The 16635-nt window shown below is 70.0% G+C and carries 12 protein-coding genes; 1 reads left to right on the top strand and 11 read right to left on the bottom strand.

The window, feature by feature from the left end; all coding sequences use genetic code 11:
• The first annotated feature begins 135 nt into the window (after nt 1-135).
• The gene (locus tag ABZZ79_RS01755; RefSeq protein ID WP_356685337.1) at nt 136-345 is read left to right on the top strand and encodes a hypothetical protein; all 210 of its coding nucleotides are present in this window, start codon (nt 136-138) and stop codon (nt 343-345) included.
• 277 nt (nt 346-622) lie between these two features.
• Here ABZZ79_RS01755 and ABZZ79_RS01750 read toward each other — a convergent pair whose 3' ends face one another.
• From ABZZ79_RS01750 to ABZZ79_RS01700, 11 genes are all read right to left on the bottom strand, one after another.
• Nucleotides 623-2575 carry a TIGR03960 family B12-binding radical SAM protein gene (locus ABZZ79_RS01750; RefSeq protein ID WP_356685335.1) on the bottom strand — a complete coding sequence of 651 codons (1953 nt, stop codon included), beginning with the start codon at nt 2573-2575 and terminating at the stop codon, nt 623-625.
• Between the two features lie 80 nt (nt 2576-2655).
• A complete protein-coding gene (locus tag ABZZ79_RS01745; protein WP_356685333.1) occupies nt 2656-4161 on the bottom strand; it encodes a CYTH and CHAD domain-containing protein in 1506 nt (501 codons plus the stop codon).
• Nucleotides 4162-4242: 81 nt separating this feature from the next.
• Nucleotides 4243-5442, bottom strand: coding sequence for a rod shape-determining protein RodA (gene rodA / locus ABZZ79_RS01740; RefSeq protein WP_356685331.1), 1200 nt, complete (start codon nt 5440-5442; stop codon nt 4243-4245).
• Nucleotides 5439-7736, bottom strand: a complete 2298-nt coding sequence (gene mrdA, locus ABZZ79_RS01735; RefSeq protein ID WP_356685329.1) for a penicillin-binding protein 2 — start codon at nt 7734-7736, stop codon at nt 5439-5441. Before mrdA ends, rodA begins: the two co-directional genes overlap by 4 nt.
• A gap of 272 nt (nt 7737-8008) precedes the next feature.
• The gene (gene mreD, locus ABZZ79_RS01730; RefSeq protein WP_356685328.1) at nt 8009-8689 is read right to left on the bottom strand and encodes a rod shape-determining protein MreD; all 681 of its coding nucleotides are present in this window, start codon (nt 8687-8689) and stop codon (nt 8009-8011) included.
• A 14-nt stretch (nt 8690-8703) separates the two neighbouring features.
• A complete protein-coding gene (mreC, locus tag ABZZ79_RS01725) occupies nt 8704-9651 on the bottom strand; it encodes a rod shape-determining protein MreC (protein WP_356685326.1) in 948 nt (315 codons plus the stop codon).
• A 146-nt stretch (nt 9652-9797) separates the two neighbouring features.
• Nucleotides 9798-10817 (bottom strand): rod shape-determining protein, encoded by a 1020-nt coding sequence (locus ABZZ79_RS01720; protein ID WP_004931372.1) that lies wholly within the window; start codon nt 10815-10817, stop codon nt 9798-9800.
• A gap of 276 nt (nt 10818-11093) precedes the next feature.
• Nucleotides 11094-11507, bottom strand: coding sequence for a nucleoside-diphosphate kinase (gene ndk, locus ABZZ79_RS01715; RefSeq protein WP_356685324.1), 414 nt, complete (start codon nt 11505-11507; stop codon nt 11094-11096).
• Nucleotides 11508-11729: 222 nt separating this feature from the next.
• Entirely contained in the window at nt 11730-12083 is a 354-nt protein-coding gene (locus ABZZ79_RS01710; protein ID WP_356685322.1) for a DUF4233 domain-containing protein, read from the bottom strand.
• An 8-nt stretch (nt 12084-12091) separates the two neighbouring features.
• A complete protein-coding gene (locus ABZZ79_RS01705) occupies nt 12092-13600 on the bottom strand; it encodes a folylpolyglutamate synthase/dihydrofolate synthase family protein (protein ID WP_356685320.1) in 1509 nt (502 codons plus the stop codon).
• Nucleotides 13601-13898: 298 nt separating this feature from the next.
• Nucleotides 13899-16523: a valine--tRNA ligase gene (locus ABZZ79_RS01700; protein WP_356685318.1), complete on the bottom strand. Its 2625-nt coding sequence runs from the start codon at nt 16521-16523 to the stop codon at nt 13899-13901.
• Between the last annotated feature and the right edge of the window lie 112 nt (nt 16524-16635).

Here is a 16635-nt window from a genome sequence, read left to right as displayed (position 1 = left end):
TCTGCCAAGGCGGGGCCCTTCGGGCCGCTTCCTCCTACGAGTTGACCACTCAGCAAGGACCACACCCGTGCGCGCAGGCCGAGAATGCCGTACGGGACGCCATGGCTGCCCGTGCCGAGGGCCCACGGCGGCACCGTGTCGAACAGCCTCCGAATCGAAGCCTTCACTCTCAAGGCGGTTGAGAGGGAGCATGCATGGCAGCCCGAGTGGCTGGTCAGCGTGCCAATGCCGCAGGGCGGACAGGAAGCCGATCCGATGGCGCCGGATTCGGGCGACACATGGCGCGTGGACGCCGTCAGCGGACAGGTGTACGACGGCACCGGTGTGCCGGCGAAGACTGAATGACGCCGGCCTCCGCCCAAGGTGCCTCCGGGACGGACCCGGGGGCACCGGGCGGGCAGCCATGAACTCGGTTTCCGGCCGACTCGGTCAGGACTAAACCCACTCCACCTCGGACTGGATGCCCGCACCGGCCCCCGGCGCCGGCAGCGGCGTACTCGGAGGGGCTGGAACAGCCCGCCCCCGAGCCTCCAGGAGGCCGAGCGGACACAGCGCCGCGGCCACCGCATCCTCCGTGACCTCCGCCACAGCCTCAGCGATCCGCCGCAGCGCCTCGCTCACCTCAGTGCTCGTGTCCGCTGGTCGCAGCGTCCTTCTTGACCGTCAGCGGCAGCAGCTTCTTCCCGCTGTTGCTCAGTTGTGGCCATGTGTCGAACTGCGGGCAGACGCCACAGTCGAAGCAGGGCGTCCACCGGCAGTCCTCGACCTCGGTCTCGTCGAGGGCGTCCTGCCAGTCCTCCCAGAGCCAGTCCTTGTCGAGGCCCGAGTCGAGGTGGTCCCAGGGCAGGACCTCCTCGTAGGTGCGCTCGCGGGTGGTGTACCAGTCGACGTCGACGCCGAAGGGCTCCAGGGCCTTGTCGGCGCAGGCCATCCAGCGGTCGTAGGAGAAGTGCTCGCGCCAGCCGTCGAAACGGCCGCCGTCGTCGAAGACCGCGCGGATGACGGCGCCGATCCGGCGGTCGCCGCGGGAGAGCAGGCCCTCGACGATGCCCGGCTTGCCGTCGTGGTAGCGGAAGCCGATCGAGCGGCCGTACTTCTTGTCGCCGCGGATCTTGTCGCGCAGCTTCTCCAGGCGCGCGTCCGTCTCCTCGGCCGACAGCTGCGGCGCCCACTGGAAGGGGGTGTGCGGCTTGGGCACGAAACCGCCGATCGACACCGTGCAGCGGATGTCGTTCGACCGGGAGACCTCGCGGCCCTTGGCGATCACGTTCATCGCCATGTCGGCGATCTGCAGGACGTCGTCGTCGGTCTCGGTGGGCAGGCCGCACATGAAGTACAGCTTCACCTGGCGCCAGCCGTTGCCGTACGCCGTCGCGACCGTCCTGATCAGGTCCTCTTCGGAGACCATCTTGTTGATGACCTTGCGCATGCGCTCGGAGCCGCCCTCGGGCGCGAAGGTCAGGCCCGAGCGACGGCCGTTGCGGGTCAGCTCGTTGGCCAGGTCGACGTTGAAGGCGTCCACCCGGGTCGAGGGCAGGGAGAGGCCGATCTTGTCTTCCTCGTAACGGTCGGCCAGGCCCTTGGCGACCTCGCCGATCTCCGAGTGGTCCGCGGAGGACAGCGACAGCAGGCCGACCTCCTCGAAACCGGTCGCCTTCAGGCCCTTCTCCACCATCTCGCCGATGCCGGTGATCGAGCGCTCGCGCACCGGGCGGGTGATCATGCCCGCCTGGCAGAAGCGGCAGCCGCGGGTGCAGCCGCGGAAGATCTCCACCGACATGCGCTCGTGCACCGTCTCGGCCAGCGGCACCAGCGGCTGCTTGGGGTACGGCCACTCGTCCAGGTCCATGACCGTGTGCTTCGACACACGCCACGGCACACCGCTCTTGTTCGGCACGACACGCGCGATGCGGCCGTCCTGGAGGTACTCCACGTCGTAGAACCCCGGGATGTACACCGCGCCCGTCTTCGCGAGGCGGAAGAGGACCTCCTCGCGGCCGCCGGGACGGCCCTCCGCCTTCCACTCGCGGATGATCTTCGTCATGTCGAGCACGGCCTGCTCGCCGTCGCCGATGACCGCCGCGTCGATGAAGTCGGCGATGGGCTCCGGGTTGAAGGCCGCGTGGCCGCCGGCCAGCACGATCGGGTCGTCGATCGTGCGGTCCTTCGACTCCAGCGGGATGCCCGCCAGGTCCAGCGCCGTCAGCATGTTGGTGTAGCCGAGCTCCGTGGAGAAGCTCAGACCGAACACGTCGAAGGCACCGACCGGCCGGTGGCTGTCCACGGTGAACTGCGGGACCGCGTGCTCCCGCATCAGCGCCTCCAGGTCCGGCCACACGCTGTACGTGCGCTCGGCGAGGACGCCCTCCTGCTCGTTGAGTACCTCGTAGAGGATCATGACGCCCTGGTTGGGCAGACCCACCTCGTACGCGTCGGGGTACATGAGCGCCCAGCGGACGTCACAGCTCTCCCACTCCTTGACGGTGGAATTGAGCTCGCCGCCCACGTACTGGATCGGCTTCTGCACATGCGGCAGCAGGGCTTCGAGCTGCGGGAAAACCGACTCGGCAGACATCGCGGAGGACCTTCGTGAGCGGACGGAATGACAGGGGTGACCATCTAGCCTAACGCGAACGGCGCCCTGCCCCGCCCCGCTCAGACCCGCACGCCCGCCTTCAGCTCCGTCCACGCGCCCGGCAGCCGCGCCTCGTCGGTCGCCGCGCGCAGTTCCTCGCGCCCGTACAGCACCCCGTACGTGAACGAGCTCTCCCCCGCCGCCTGCGCCTGCGCGGCCAGCTCCCGCAGCGCCTCGCGGGCCATCACGCTGTCCTGGTGGTCACCGAGGAGGTTCTGAAGGGCCTTCATCGACCTCACGAGCCCGGTGGCGCTGTCGCCGAGGGCCGGGACGGCCGCCTCCGCCGAGTACCGGGTCCGCTTGGCCTTCTTGCGCGCCTCGTGCAGCGCGAGGTCGCGGTCGCGGCCGGGCGGCAGATCCAGGGCCCCTTCCACGAGGTCTGACAGCTTCGCCAGGTCCTTGCGCACGGCCTTCCCGATCACCTGCTCCGCCGCCCCGGCGGCCCCCTTCAGCAACGGCGGATCGGCGATCAGCACATCCAGGGCGCCGAGCAGCTCCAGATACCGCTTGCCGTCCAGTACGGCGATCAGCCGCCGGCGCGATCGGCCGCGCCGGGCGTTCGTCCAGGTGCGCAGCCGCCCGCGCACCGGCCCGGTGAGCAGCGTGCGGGGCAGTTCGCCGAGGGCGGTGGTGATCCGCTCGGCCAGCACCTCCTGGTCGCGGCCGACGCCCAGCTCCCCCGCGAGCCACTTCAGTTCCTCGCCGATCGGGTCGGTGACGGAACGGTCGAGGACCTTGCCGAAGGAACGGTAGGCGCTGCGCATCCGCCGGGTGGCCACCCGCATGCTGTGCACGGAGTCGTACACATCACGGCGTACGGCCGGGTCCAGTTCCACGATCGCCGCGCGCTGGGCCCGCAGATACGCCAGGACGTGGTCGCCTGCCGTGACCGGCTCAGCCGCCCGGCGCTTGCCCCTGGCCTTCCTCTTCGGGCCGGTCTCGGCGAGCGCGCGGGCCAGTTTGGAGGCGGACGACGACGGGCGCACGCCGGCCTTGCGCAGGCGCTTCTCCACCTTGTCGAGGAAGACCGGGTCACCGCCGTCGGCGAGCTCCACCTCGATCTCGGTCCACTGGGCCTCACCGCCGCCCACGGTGAGCCGCTCGGCGTGTACGGCGTCCACGCTGACCTCGGCCAGCAGCCGCCCCTCGGCGTCGAAGAGCTCGCGCACATCGCGGTCGGAGCGCAGCCGGATCACCGGCTCCAGCTCGGCGTCCCGCACCCGCGAGCGCAGCAGACCGGCGAGGAAGCGGGGCACGGTGTCGGCGAGCGGGGCCCGGATCTCGTCGCGCACACCCGGCGCCACGGGGAACTTCAGATGCCAGCCCGCGTCGGAGCCGCCTGTGCGCCGGCGCAGGGTGATCGACGCCGCGTTCAGCCGCTCGTCGGCCGTGTCGTAGTAAGTGGCGTCCAAGTGCGCGACACCTTTGTCCACCACGGCCGCGACACCGGCGACGCCGGTCAGGTCGGGCAGGCCACTGTCGTCGGATTCGTACTTCCGCTCGATCTCGCGCTTTGTGTCCGCCATGACCTGAATCTAGTGCCCGTCACGGCCGGACAACAGAGCACAACAGGCCCCGAAACACCAGGAAAACAGAAGGTGACGGCTCTACGCCGACAAAGGTCTCTGCACCCTGATCGACTGCAGCAGCCCGACCGCCACCCACACCGCGAACATCGACGAGCCCCCGTACGACACGAACGGCAGCGGCAGACCGGTGACCGGCATGATCCCGAGCGTCATGCCGATGTTCTCGAAGGCCTGGAAGGCGAACCAGGCCACGATCCCCGCCGCCACGATCGTGCCGTACAGCTCGGTCGTCTCCCGGGCGATCCGGCAGGCGCGCCACAGCACCACGCCGAGCAGCACGATGATCAGGCCGCCGCCGACGAAGCCCAACTCCTCGCCCGCGACCGTGAAGACGAAGTCGGTCTGCTGCTCGGGCACGAACTGGCCGGTGGTCTGCGAGCCGTGGAAGAGGCCGGAGCCCGTCAGGCCGCCGGAACCGATGGCGATACGCGCCTGGTTGGTGTTGTAGCCGACGCCCGCGGGGTCGAGCTCGGGGTTGGCGAACGCGGCGAACCGGTTGATCTGGTACTCGTCGAGAATGCCGAGCTGCCAGATCGCCAGCGCGCCCAGGGTGCCCGTGCCCAGCAGGCCGAACACCCAGCGGTTGGAGGCGCCGGAGGCCAGCAGCACGCCCAGCACGATGATGACCATGACCATGACCGAGCCGAGGTCGGGCATCAGCAGCACGATCAGCATCGGCACCGCGGCCAGGCCCAGCGCCTGTAGGACCGTGCGGTGGTCGGGGTAGGGCTTGTCGCCGGCGTCGACCCTGGCGGCCAGCAGCATCGCCATGCCCAGGATGATCGTGATCTTCACGAACTCCGAGGGCTGGACGGAGAAGCCGCCGCCGAGCACGATCCAGGAGTGCGCGCCGTTGACCGTGGAGCCCAGCGGGGTGAGCACCATCAGGATCAGGAACACCGAGGCGCCGTACAGGACGGGCACGGCCGTGCGCAGCGCGCGGTGGCCGAGCCAGACCGTGCCGATCATCAGGGCGAACCCGATGCCGGTGTTCATGATGTGCCGGATCAGGAAGTAGTACTGGTCGCCCTGGTTGATCTCGGTGCGGTTGCGGGTGGCGGAGAAGACCAGCATCGAGCCGATCAGCGACAGCGCGAGCGCGGCCAGCAGTATCGGCCAGTCCATTCGGCGGGCGAGCGAGTCGCGGGCGAGCAGCCGTGTCCAGCCGGCCCGTTCGGGGCCGTAGCCGGAGACCTGGAAGCTGTTGGCGCCGGTCATGAGCACTTCCTCCGGCCGGGGCGGCGGGCGCGCCGCCGGCGCCGTGTCTGGCGGTTGTCGGCCTCCGGGGAGGCCACGGTGCCCGCCGTCTGCTGCCCGTCCGCCGGGTCGGTGGTGTTGTCGTCCGGGTTCACGGCGACGGTCTCCACCGTCTCCTCGGCGGGCTTCTGGTACTTCTGCTGGTCCTTCGCCGGGTCCTTGGACAGCTTCGGGGCGGTGATCGAGCCGTCCGGGCGGATCGTCGGCAGGTTCCGCTGCGGGGTCGGCAGCAGGGCGTTCTTCTCGCTGATGACGCCGTCGTCGGAGATGCCGTACAGCGCGTCGTATATGTTGCGCACGGCCGGACCGGAGGCGCCGGAACCCGTACCACCCTGGGAGATCGTCATCACGATCGAGTAGTCCTTGGTGTACGTGGCGAACCAGGAGGTCGTCTGCTTGCCGTAGACCTCGGCCGTGCCGGTCTTGGCGTGCATCGCGACCTTGTCCTGCGGCCAGCCGCCGAACCGCCAGGCGGCAGTACCGCGCGTGGCCACGCCCGCGAGGGCCTCGTCCATCTGCGCCAGGGTGGCCTGGCTCACCGGCAGCCTGCCGTGCGACTTGGGCTTGATCGGGGTGACCTGCCGGCCGTCCGCGCTGATGACGGCCTTGCCGACGGTCGGGTCGTACAGTGTGCCGCCGTTGGAGATGGCCGCGTAGATCGTCGCCATCTGGATCGGCGTCACCAGCGTGTCGCCCTGACCGATGGAGTAGTTGATCTCGTCACCGGCGCGCATCTTGTTGCCTTCGAGGCAGTTCTCGTAGGAGATGCGCTCGACGTAGTCGCCGTCCTTCTTGCCGGTCTTGCACCAGGCGTCCTTGTTGGCCTTCCAGTAGTCCAGCTTCCACCGGCGGTCCGGGACGCGGCCGGTGACCTCGTTGGGCAGGTCGACGCCGGTCTCCTCGCCCAGGCCGAACTGGTGGGCGGCCTTGAAGAACCAGTCGTTGGGCTTCTTCTTCGGGTCGATGCCGCCGTCCTTCTGCCACTGGGCGTGGGCCAGCTGGTAGTAGACGGTGTCGCAGGAGACCTCCAGGGCCCGGCCGAGGCTGATCGGGCCGTGGTTCTGGGACTCGAAGTTCTTGAAGACCTGGCCGCCGACGGAGTAGGAGCTGGAGCAGTTGTAGCGGCCGTCGAAGTCGTAGCCCGCCTGGACCGCCGCGGCTGTGGAGACCACCTTGAAGATCGAGCCGGGGGCCGCCTGGCCCTGGATGGCCCGGTTCAGCAGCGGGTAGTTGGAGTTCTTGCCGGTGAGCCGCGCGTAGTCCTTGGCGGAGATGCCGCCGACCCAGGCGTTGGGGTCGTACGTCGGGTTCGACGCCATGGCGACGATCCGGCCGGTCTTGGCCTCCATCACCACGACCGCGCCCGCGTCGGCCTTGTAGCGCTCCTGGGTGTTGCGGTCCCACTCCAGGCGGGCCGTCTTCATGGCCTCGTTCAGCTCGAACTCGGCGACGCGCTGTACCCGGGCGTCGATGCTGGTGACGAGATGGGAACCGGCCTGGGCGGGGTCCGCCTCGGCCTGTCCGATGACCCGGCCGAGGTTGTCCACCTCGTAGCGGGTGACGCCGGCCTTGCCGCGCAGCTCCCTGTCGTACTCCCGCTCCAGTCCGGAGCGGCCGACCTGGTCGGAGCGCAGGAACGGCGAGTCGGTGTCCTTGGCCTGCTGGATCTCCCCGTCGGTGACCGGGGAGAGATAGCCGAGCACCTGCGCGGTGTTGGACCTGCCGGGCGCGGGGTAGCGGCGGACGGCCTGCGGTTCCGCGGTGATGCCGGGGAAGTCCTCGGCGCGCTCACGGATCTGCAGGGCCTGGCGCGGGGTGGCCTCGTCGGTGATGGGGATCGGCTGGTACGGCGAGCCGTTCCAGCAGGGCTGCGGGGTCTCGGAGTCGCACAGCCGGACCTTCTCCTTGACCTCCTTCGGCCGCATGCCGAGGACGCCCGCGAGCTTGGTGAGGACGGCGTCGCCGTCGTCCGGCATCTTCAGCAGCTCGGTGCGGGAGGCGGAGACGACCAGCCGGGTCTCGTTGTCCGCGAGGGGCACTCCGCGCGCGTCCAGGATCGAGCCGCGCACGGCGGGCTGGACGACCTGCTGGACGTGGTTGCCGGAGGCCTCCTTGGCGTAGGCCTCGCCCTCGCGGATCTGGAGGTACCACAGGCGTCCGCCGAGTGTGCCGAGCAGCGAGAGGACGAGGATCTGGATGACGACGAGCCGGATCTGGACGCGTGGGGTCCGCCCGGTCTCGGGAATGTTGGTCACTGCTGCCTCCTCCTCTCAGGCTGAGTGCGCGAAGGCCGATGCGTGGACGACGGGTGTCTGTGCGCGGACGGCGGGCCCTGGACCGCGCACCGCGGACAGCGGGCACGCGGCCGGCCGCCCGGGCCCGGCCGGCCCCTCGCTCGCCGACGCTCTGTCCGCCGCCGGACCGGGCCCGCGTACCACCGGTCGCCGCCCGGCTACGAGTGATGAACGAAGGGCCCCCGCGCCGCGGTTCCGGCCCGTTTCCCCCGTCCGGGTGAACTCCGCCGTGCTCACAGGCGCTTGACCCCCTTGATGCGTCCGGCGCGTGCCGTGCGCGCGCGGGCCGCCTTCACCTTGAGCCCGCCGAGGCCCCCGCGCTGGCTGCCGATGCGCAGCCCGGTGCCGGAGGACAGCCAGCCGGATGAGATGTCGGCCGACTTGGCGGCGGAGCCCGCCTCGGCGAGCGGGTCGTTGTCGGCCCGGCGGGCCAGCGCCATGATGCCGGGCACGACGAACGGCGCGAGCAGCAGGTCGTAGAGCGCGGCGGTGAACAGCAGGCTGGGCAGCCCCACATGGCGGGCCGCGGTGTCGCCGACGAGAGCGCCGACACCGGCGTACAGCAGTGTGGTGCCGACGGCGGCGACGGCGACCACGGCCAGCGGGCCGGTCGCCGACTTCAGGCGGCCGTTCTCCGGCTTGACCAGCCCGGCCAGATAGCCGATGACGCACAGCACGAGCGCGTAGCGGCCGGCGGCGTGGTCGGCTGGCGGGGCGAGGTCGGAGAGCAGTCCGGCGCCGAAGCCGACGAGGGCGCCGCCGACATGGCCGTAGACCAGCGCCAGGGCGAGGACGGTCAGCAGCACCAGGTCGGGCACGGCGCCCGGGAGGTGCAGCCGGGCCAGCACGCTGACCTGGATGACCAGGGCGGCGACGACCAGGGTGGCGGAGAGCAGGATCCGGTTGAAGCGCATCGAGTTCAGCTCCCCTACTGCTGCTGCTCTTGCTGGAACTGGCCGTCGGCCGGCGCGGACGGGGTGACGGTCACCGTCACGGTCGGCGTCGGGGTGGGCTTGGGCTTGGCCGGGAGCACGGTGTCGCGCGGATCCTTTGCGGGTGCCTGGACGACGACGCCGACGATGTCGAGCTTGGTGAAGCCGACGTACGGGGTGACGTACAGGGTGCGGGTCAGGTCGCCGCCGGAGGGGTCGACGCGGGAGACCACACCGACGGGGACGCCAGGCACGAAGGGCCGGTCGGCCTGGGAGCCGAAGGTGACCAGGCGGTCGCCCTTCTTGATCTCGGCCTTGCCGTTGAGGAGTTCGACGCGCAGCGGGCGGTCGCCCTGCCCGGAGGCGAAGCCGAGTTCGTCGGAGCCCTCCATACGGGTGCCGACGGTGAAGTCGGGGTCGTTGGCGAGCAGCACGGTCGAGGCGTTGGGGCCGACAGTGGTGACGCGGCCGACGAGGCCGTCGCCGTTGAGGACGGTCATGTCGCGTCTGATGCCGTCGTTGGCGCCGATGTCGATGGTGACGGTCCAGGAGAAGCCCTGGGCCGCTCCTATCGCGATGACCTCGGCGCCCTTGATGCCGTACTGGCCCTCGCCTGCCACCTTCAGCATCCGGTCGAGCTGGCGCAGTCGGCTGCGGTTGCGGTCGTCGGAGCCGAGCCGGGCCTTGAGCGCGGCGTTCTCCTTCTCCAGTTCGGCGACGCGGTCGTGGCGTTCACCGGAGTCGCGGACGGCGGCGACGGCGTTGCCGACCGGGTCGACCGCGGAGGCGACGCCGTTCTCGATCGGGCCGAAGACGGAGGCCGCGGCCCGGCGGGCACCGTCGACCGGTGAGTCCTCCCCACCACGGATGTCCACCGTGATCAGTGCGAACGCGATGGCAACCAGCAGCACCAGGAGCAGCCGGCTCTCTCGTGTGTCCCTCACGTGTGGCGGCCGTGCCCTTCCTCGATCGGAATTCGGGTAGCCCCTGGGGAATCCGAGGGGCTCGTTTTGTGGCAGCTTATGCCTCTATATCAACGATCCGCCGTACGAGAGGAGATCATCTCGTACGGCGGAATCGAAGAGTTACGTCATCTGCGCGGCTGGGCGTCCAGAACCTGCTGGAGCGCCTCGAACTCCTCGACGCACTTTCCGGAGCCGAGCGCCACGCTGTCCAGCGGGTCCTCGGCGATGTGGATCGGCATGCCGGTCTCCCGGCGCAGCCGCTCGTCCAGACCGCGCAGCAGGGCGCCGCCGCCGGTCAGAACGATTCCACGGTCCATGATGTCGCCGGACAGTTCCGGCGGGCACTTGTCCAGTGTCGTCTTCACGGCGTCGACGATGGCGTTGACGGGTTCTTCGATCGCCTTGCGTACTTCGGCGGCGGAGATGACGACGGTCTTGGGCAGCCCGGAGACGAGGTCCCGGCCGCGGATCTCGGTGTGCTCGTCGGCGTCGAGGTCGTACGCCGAACCGATCGTGATCTTGATCTGTTCGGCCGTGCGCTCACCCAGCAGAAGGGAGTACTCCTTCTTGATGTGCTGGATGATCGCGTTGTCCAGCTCGTCGCCCGCGACCCGGATGGACTGGGCGGTGACGATGCCGCCGAGGGAGATGACCGCGACCTCCGTGGTGCCGCCGCCGATGTCCACCACCATGTTGCCCGTGGCCTCGTGGACCGGCAGGCCGGAGCCGATGGCCGCGGCCATGGGCTCCTCGATGATGTGCACCTGGCGGGCGCCGGCCTGGGACGACGCCTCGATGACGGCCCGGCGCTCGACACCCGTGATGCCCGAGGGCACACAGACGACGACCCGCGGACGAGCCAGATACCGCCGCTTGTGGATCTTCAGGATGAAGTAGCGGAGCATCCGCTCGGTGATCTCGAAGTCGGCGATCACGCCGTCCTTCAGCGGACGCACGGCCACGATGTTGCCGGGCGTCCGGCCGATCATCTTCTTCGCTTCGGCGCCGACCGCGAGGATGCCACCGGTGTTGGTGTTGATCGCGACGACGGACGGCTCGTTGAGTACGATCCCGCGACCCCTGACGTACACCAGCGTGTTGGCGGTCCCGAGGTCGACAGCCATGTCACGGCCGATGAACGACATTGAGTTCCCCATCAGGATTCGTCTGGCCTTCCCGCTGGCTTTTGAGAGCTTGTCAGGTCGGCTCGGTGGGTGCTGTGGCGTGAAGTGCTTCCATCGTAGACGCGCTTTCACGGACCCTGCGTGAGGGTCATTGCCATTGTCAGCAGATGATGTGCGGGTTCGCTTCTGGAGACGGGCGTTCGGGGACTCTCGTTCCCTCGATCGCCGCTCCCATGCCAGAAAAGTCCGGGGCGACGCCCCGGACTTTCCAAGCGGCTTGCGGCGAAGAGTACGCCGTTACGCGCGCCCGGGGAAGAAGATCTTGACCTCGCGCTCGGCGGACTCCTCGGAGTCGGACGCGTGGATCAGGTTCTCCCGGACGATCACACCGAAGTCGCCGCGGATCGAGCCCGGCGCGGCGGCGATCGGGTCGGTCGGACCGGCCAGCTGGCGCACGCCCTCGATGACCCGCTCGCCCTCGACGATCAGGACGACGACGGGGCCGGACAGCATGAACTCGACCAGCGGCTCGTAGAAGGGGCGGCCCACGTGCTCCGCGTAGTGCTGTTCCAGGGTGGCGCGCTCCAGGGTCCGCAGCTCCAGCGCCGTGATCCGCCAGTCGGCCTTGCGCTCGATGCGGCCGAGGATCTCGCCCACCAGCGAGCGGCGGACGGCGTCCGGCTTCAGGAGGACGAGGGTGCGCTGGGTCATGGTGTTCGGCTCCTTGCAGGCCAGGGACTATGCGATGAGGCCGAGGCTACCGGGTTGAGCCGGCAGGGCGGCACCCGGACCGCCCCGGACGACACCCCCGCGGGAGCGGGGAGCACGATCGGCAATACGCTGAGCACAAAGGGAAGGCCGGGAGCATCCCCGTGTCGGCGGGGAAGGACCGGATGCCGCGCCGACAGTGAAGCACCCCCCACCGGCAGTCCCTTACCGCGCCCCGGCCTCGGCCTCGGCCTCCGCCGCGAACCGCGCCTTCGCCTCGTCGACCTTCCGGCCGAAGTGCACCGACGCCCACCACAGGGCCGCGAACATCGCGCCCAGCCCGTACATCAGCGGGACGAAGAAGCCGGCCGCGATCAGCCCGAGCTGGAGCGCCCAGCCGAGCGCGACGCCGCCCGGCCGGGTCACCAGGCCGCACAGCAGCAGGCAGAAGAGCATCGCGACACCGCTGACCGTCCAGACCGTCCCCATGGACAGGTCCGGGTCCTTCATCGCGACCAGAGCGGCGAAGCCGATCACGAAGAACTCACCGATCAGGGTCGAGGAGCACAGCGTACGCATCGGAGGGTTCAGCCCTTCCCCAGGAGCAGGCGGGCCTCGCCCACCGTGATGACGGAACCAGTGACCAGCACGCCGCCGCCGGCGAACTCGCCCTCCTCCTCGGCCAGCGTGATCGCGGCCTCCAGAGCGTCGGGCAGCCGCGGCTCGACCTGGACGCGCTCCTCGCCGAAGACCTCCACGGCGATCGCGGCCAGTTCGTCGGCGTCCATCGCGCGATGGCTGGAGTTCTGCGTGACGACGATCTCCGCGAAGACCGGCTCGAACGCCTCCAGCAGCCCGCGCACGTTCTTGTCGCCGCTCGCCCCGACCACGCCGATGAGCCTGCTGAAGTCGAAGGCCTCCCCGATCGCCTCGGCGATCACGCGGGCGCCCGCGGGGTTGTGGGCGGCGTCCAGTACGACGGTCGGCGAGCGGCGCACGACCTCGAGCCGGCCCGGCGAGGACACGGCCGCGAACGCCTTGCGCACGGTGTCGATGGCCAGCGGCTCGGCCCGCAGCGCCCCGACGCCGAAGAACGCCTCGACCGCGGCGAGCGCCACGGCGGCGTTGTGCGCCTGGTGCGCGCCGTGCAGCGGCAGATACACCGCCGGGTACTCGCCGCCCAGTCCGCGCAGGGTGACCATCTGGCCGCCGACGGCGACCTGCCGGGAGACGACCCCGAACTCCAGGCCCTCACGGGCGACCGTGGCGTCCACCTCGACGGCCTTCTTCAGCAGCACCTGCGCCGCGTCGACCGGCTGCTGGGCCATGATCACGCCGGCGTCCTGCTTGATGATGCCGGCCTTCTCCCCCGCGATCGCGGCGGGCGTCTCGCCCAGCCGGTCGGTGTGGTCCAGGTCGATCGGCGTCACGACGGCCACGTCCGCGTCGATGACGTTGGTGGCGTCCCAGGAGCCGCCCATGCCGACCTCGACGACCGCCACGTCGACCGGCGCGTCCGCGAACGCGGCGTAGGCCATGCCGGTGAGCACCTCGAAGAAGGAGAGCCGGTAGTCCTGTTGGGCGTCGACCATCTCGACGTACGGCTTGATGTCGTTGTACGTCTCGATGAAGCGCTCGGCCTGGATCGGGGCGCCGTCCAGGCTGATGCGCTCGGTGATCGACTGCACGTGCGGGGAGGTGTAGCGGCCGGTGCGCAGTTCGAAGGCGCCGAGCAGGGCCTCGATCATGCGGGCCGTCGACGTCTTGCCGTTGGTCCCCGTGATGTGGATCGAGGGGTACGACCGCTGCGGCTCGCCCAGGACGTCCATCAGCGCGGCGATGCGGCTGACGGAGGGCTCCAGCTTGGTCTCGCCCCAGCGGGTGGCGAGGTCCGCCTCGACCTCGCGCAGGGCCTTGTCGACCTCGGGGTCCTCGGGGCGCGCGGGCACGTCTGCCTGCGGGGCGCCGCCCTGGGTGCGCAGGGTGCGGCTGCCGGCCTCGATCACCGCGAGGTCGGGGTCGCGGTCGGTCTCGGCGGAGATGATCCCGTCGAAGGGGTCGAGGGGGTCGGGCTGGTCGTCGCGGGGGTGGGTCACGATGCCCAGTCTACGGAGCCGGGGTGACAACGCGTGCGGGGGCTTGAGTGCGTCTCAGCAGGGCGTGGCCCCCGTGGCTCCAGTGCCCCCATGGCTCCCGTGGTGACCTCGGAGGCCCGGACGCGCCCACGCGGCGCAGCCGCATGTCGATCCGGCCCGCCGCCCGGGGGAACGCGCAGGCGGAACGCGCAGGCGGAACGCGCAGGCGGAACGCGCAGGCGGAACGCGCAGGCGGAACGCGCAGGCGGAACGCGCAGGCCCCGGCACCGAGGAGTGCCGGAGGCCTGCGGGGAGCTGCTTACGCGGGCGGCAGCTTGTCCAGCTGGCTCTGGATGCGGGCGATGTCCTCGTCCGCCTTGGCCAGGCGGGTGCGGATCTTGTCCACGACCTGGTCGGGTGCCTTCGCCAGGAAAGCCTCATTGCCCAGCTTGGCCACGGCCTGCTGACGCTCCTTCTGCGCGGCCGCCAAGTCCTTCGCGAGACGCTTGCGCTCCGCCGCGACGTCGATCGTGCCGGAGAGGTCGAGGGCCACCTCGGCGCCCCCGATCGGCAGGGTCGCCGTCGCCGTGAAGGAGTCGCCCTCCGGCTGAAGGCGCAGCAGTTGACGGATGGCGGCCTCGTGCGGGGCGAGGGCGGTGCCGTCGAGGGTGAGGCGGGCCGGGACGCGCTGGCCGGGCTGGAGGCCCTGGTCGGCGCGGAAACGGCGGACCTCGGTGACGACCCGCTGGAGGTTGTCGATCTCCGCCTCGGCCGAGTCGTCGCGGAAGCCGCTGTCCTTGGGCCAGTCGGCGACCACGATGGACTCGCCGCCGGTCAGCGTGGTCCACAGCGTCTCGGTGACGAACGGCATCACCGGGTGCAGCAGCCGCATCAGGACGTCGAGGACCTCGCCGAGGACCCGGCCGGAGGCCCGCGCGCCCTCGCCGCCCGCCATGAACGTGGTCTTGGACAGCTCGACGTACCAGTCGAAGACCTCGTCCCACGCGAAGTGGTACAGCGCCTCGCTGAGCTTGGCGAACTGGAAGTCGTCGTAGTACGCGTCGACCTGCGCGACCGTCTTGTTCAGACGGGACAGGATCCAGCGGTCGGTGGCGGACAGCTGCTCGACCGGGGGCAGGTCGCCCTCGATGGTGGCGCCGTTCATCATCGCGAACCGGGTGGCGTTCCAGATCTTGTTGGCGAAGTTCCGGGACGCCTGGACCCAGTCCTCGCCGATCGGCACGTCGGTGCCCGGGTTGGCGCCCTTGGCCAGGGTGAAGCGGACGGCGTCGGAGCCGTACTTGTCCATCCAGTCCAGCGGGTCGACCACGTTGCCGAAGGACTTCGACATCTTCTTGCCGCGCTCGTCGCGGACCAGGCCGGTCAGGGCGATGGTCTTGAACGGGACCTCGCCGTCCATGGCGTACAGGCCGAACATCATCATCCGGGCGACCCAGAAGAAGATGATGTCGTGGCCGGTGAGCAGGACGTCGGTGGAGTAGAACTTCGCCAGGTCCGGGGTCTTCTCCGGCCAGCCGAGGGTGGAGAACGGCCACAGGCCGGAGGAGAACCAGGTGTCGAGGACGTCGGTGTCCTGGTGCCAGCCCTCGCCCGTCGGCGGCTGCTCGTCGGGGCCGACGCAGACGATCTCGCCGTCGGGGCCGTACCAGATCGGGATGCGGTGGCCCCACCAGAGCTGGCGCGAGATGCACCAGTCGTTCATGTTGTCGACCCAGTCGAAGTAGCGCTTCGACAGGTCGGCCGGGTGGATGGCGACCCGGCCGTCGCGGACCGCGTCACCGGCGGCCTTCGCGAGCGGGGCGACCTTGACCCACCACTGCATGGACAGCCGCGGCTCGACCGTGGTCTTGCAGCGCGAGCAGTGGCCGACCGAGTGCATGTACGGGCGCTTCTCGGCGACGATCCGGCCCTGACCACGCAGGGCGCCGACGACGGCGGAACGCGCCTCGAAGCGGTCCAGGCCGAGGAAGGGGCCGTGGACGGTGATCACGCCGTGCTCGTCCATGATCGTCAGGGCCGGCAGGTCGTGGCGCTGTCCGATCGCGAAGTCGTTCGGGTCGTGCGCCGGGGTCACCTTGACGGCGCCGGTGCCGAACTCGGGGTCGACGTGGGTGTCGGCGACGACCGGGATGGTGCGGTCGGTCAGCGGCAGCTTGATCCGCTTGCCGACCAGGTGCTTGTAGCGCTCGTCGTCCGGGTGGACGGCGACGGCGGTGTCACCGAGCATCGTCTCCGCGCGCGTGGTCGCGACGACGAGGGAGTCCTCGCCCTCGCCGTAGCGGATGGAGACCAGCTCTCCGGCGTCCTCCTGGTACTCCACCTCGATGTCCGAGATGGCGGTCAGACAGCGCGGACACCAGTTGATGATGCGCTCGGCGCGGTAGATCAGCTCGTCGTCGTAGAGCTTCTTGAAGATCGTCTGGACGGCCTTGGACAGGCCCTCGTCCATGGTGAAGCGCTCACGGGACCAGTCGACGCCGTCGCCGAGGCGGCGCATCTGGCCGAGGATCTTGCCGCCGTACTCCTCCTTCCACTGCCAGACCCGCTCGACGAACTCCTCGCGGCCCAGGTCGTGGCGGGACTTGCCCTCCTCGGCGAGCTGCTGCTCGACCTTGTTCTGGGTGGCGATTCCGGCGTGGTCCATGCCGGGCAGCCACAGCGACTCGTAGCCCTGCATGCGCTTGCGGCGGGTGAGGGCGTCCATCAGCGTGTGCTGGAAGGCATGGCCCAGGTGGAGCGAGCCGGTGACGTTCGGTGGCGGGATGACGATGGTGTACGCGGGCTTGTCGCTGCCCGCGTCGGCGGTGAAGTACCCCTTGTCCACCCAGCGCTCGTACAGCGTCCCCTCTACCTCTGCCGGCGCGTACTGGGTCGGCAGTTCGGTCGTGGGCGCGGGTGGCTGCTGCTGAGTGTTGTCGGTCACGGGCTCAGTTTAGAGGTGTCACGGGGCCGTCCCGAAACTCGATTGCTTTGTAACGGTGCCGACCCCGATGCTCTGGGTTCCCTGCGCCTGCGTCAGGATGTCGGAGACGCAT

The sequence above is a fragment of the Streptomyces sp. NPDC006458 genome (assembly GCF_040612135.1).
Lineage (GTDB): Bacteria > Actinomycetota > Actinomycetes > Streptomycetales > Streptomycetaceae > Streptomyces.
Note: the sequence above shows the minus strand (reverse complement) of the source record. Positions and strands in the feature narration are given on the sequence as shown.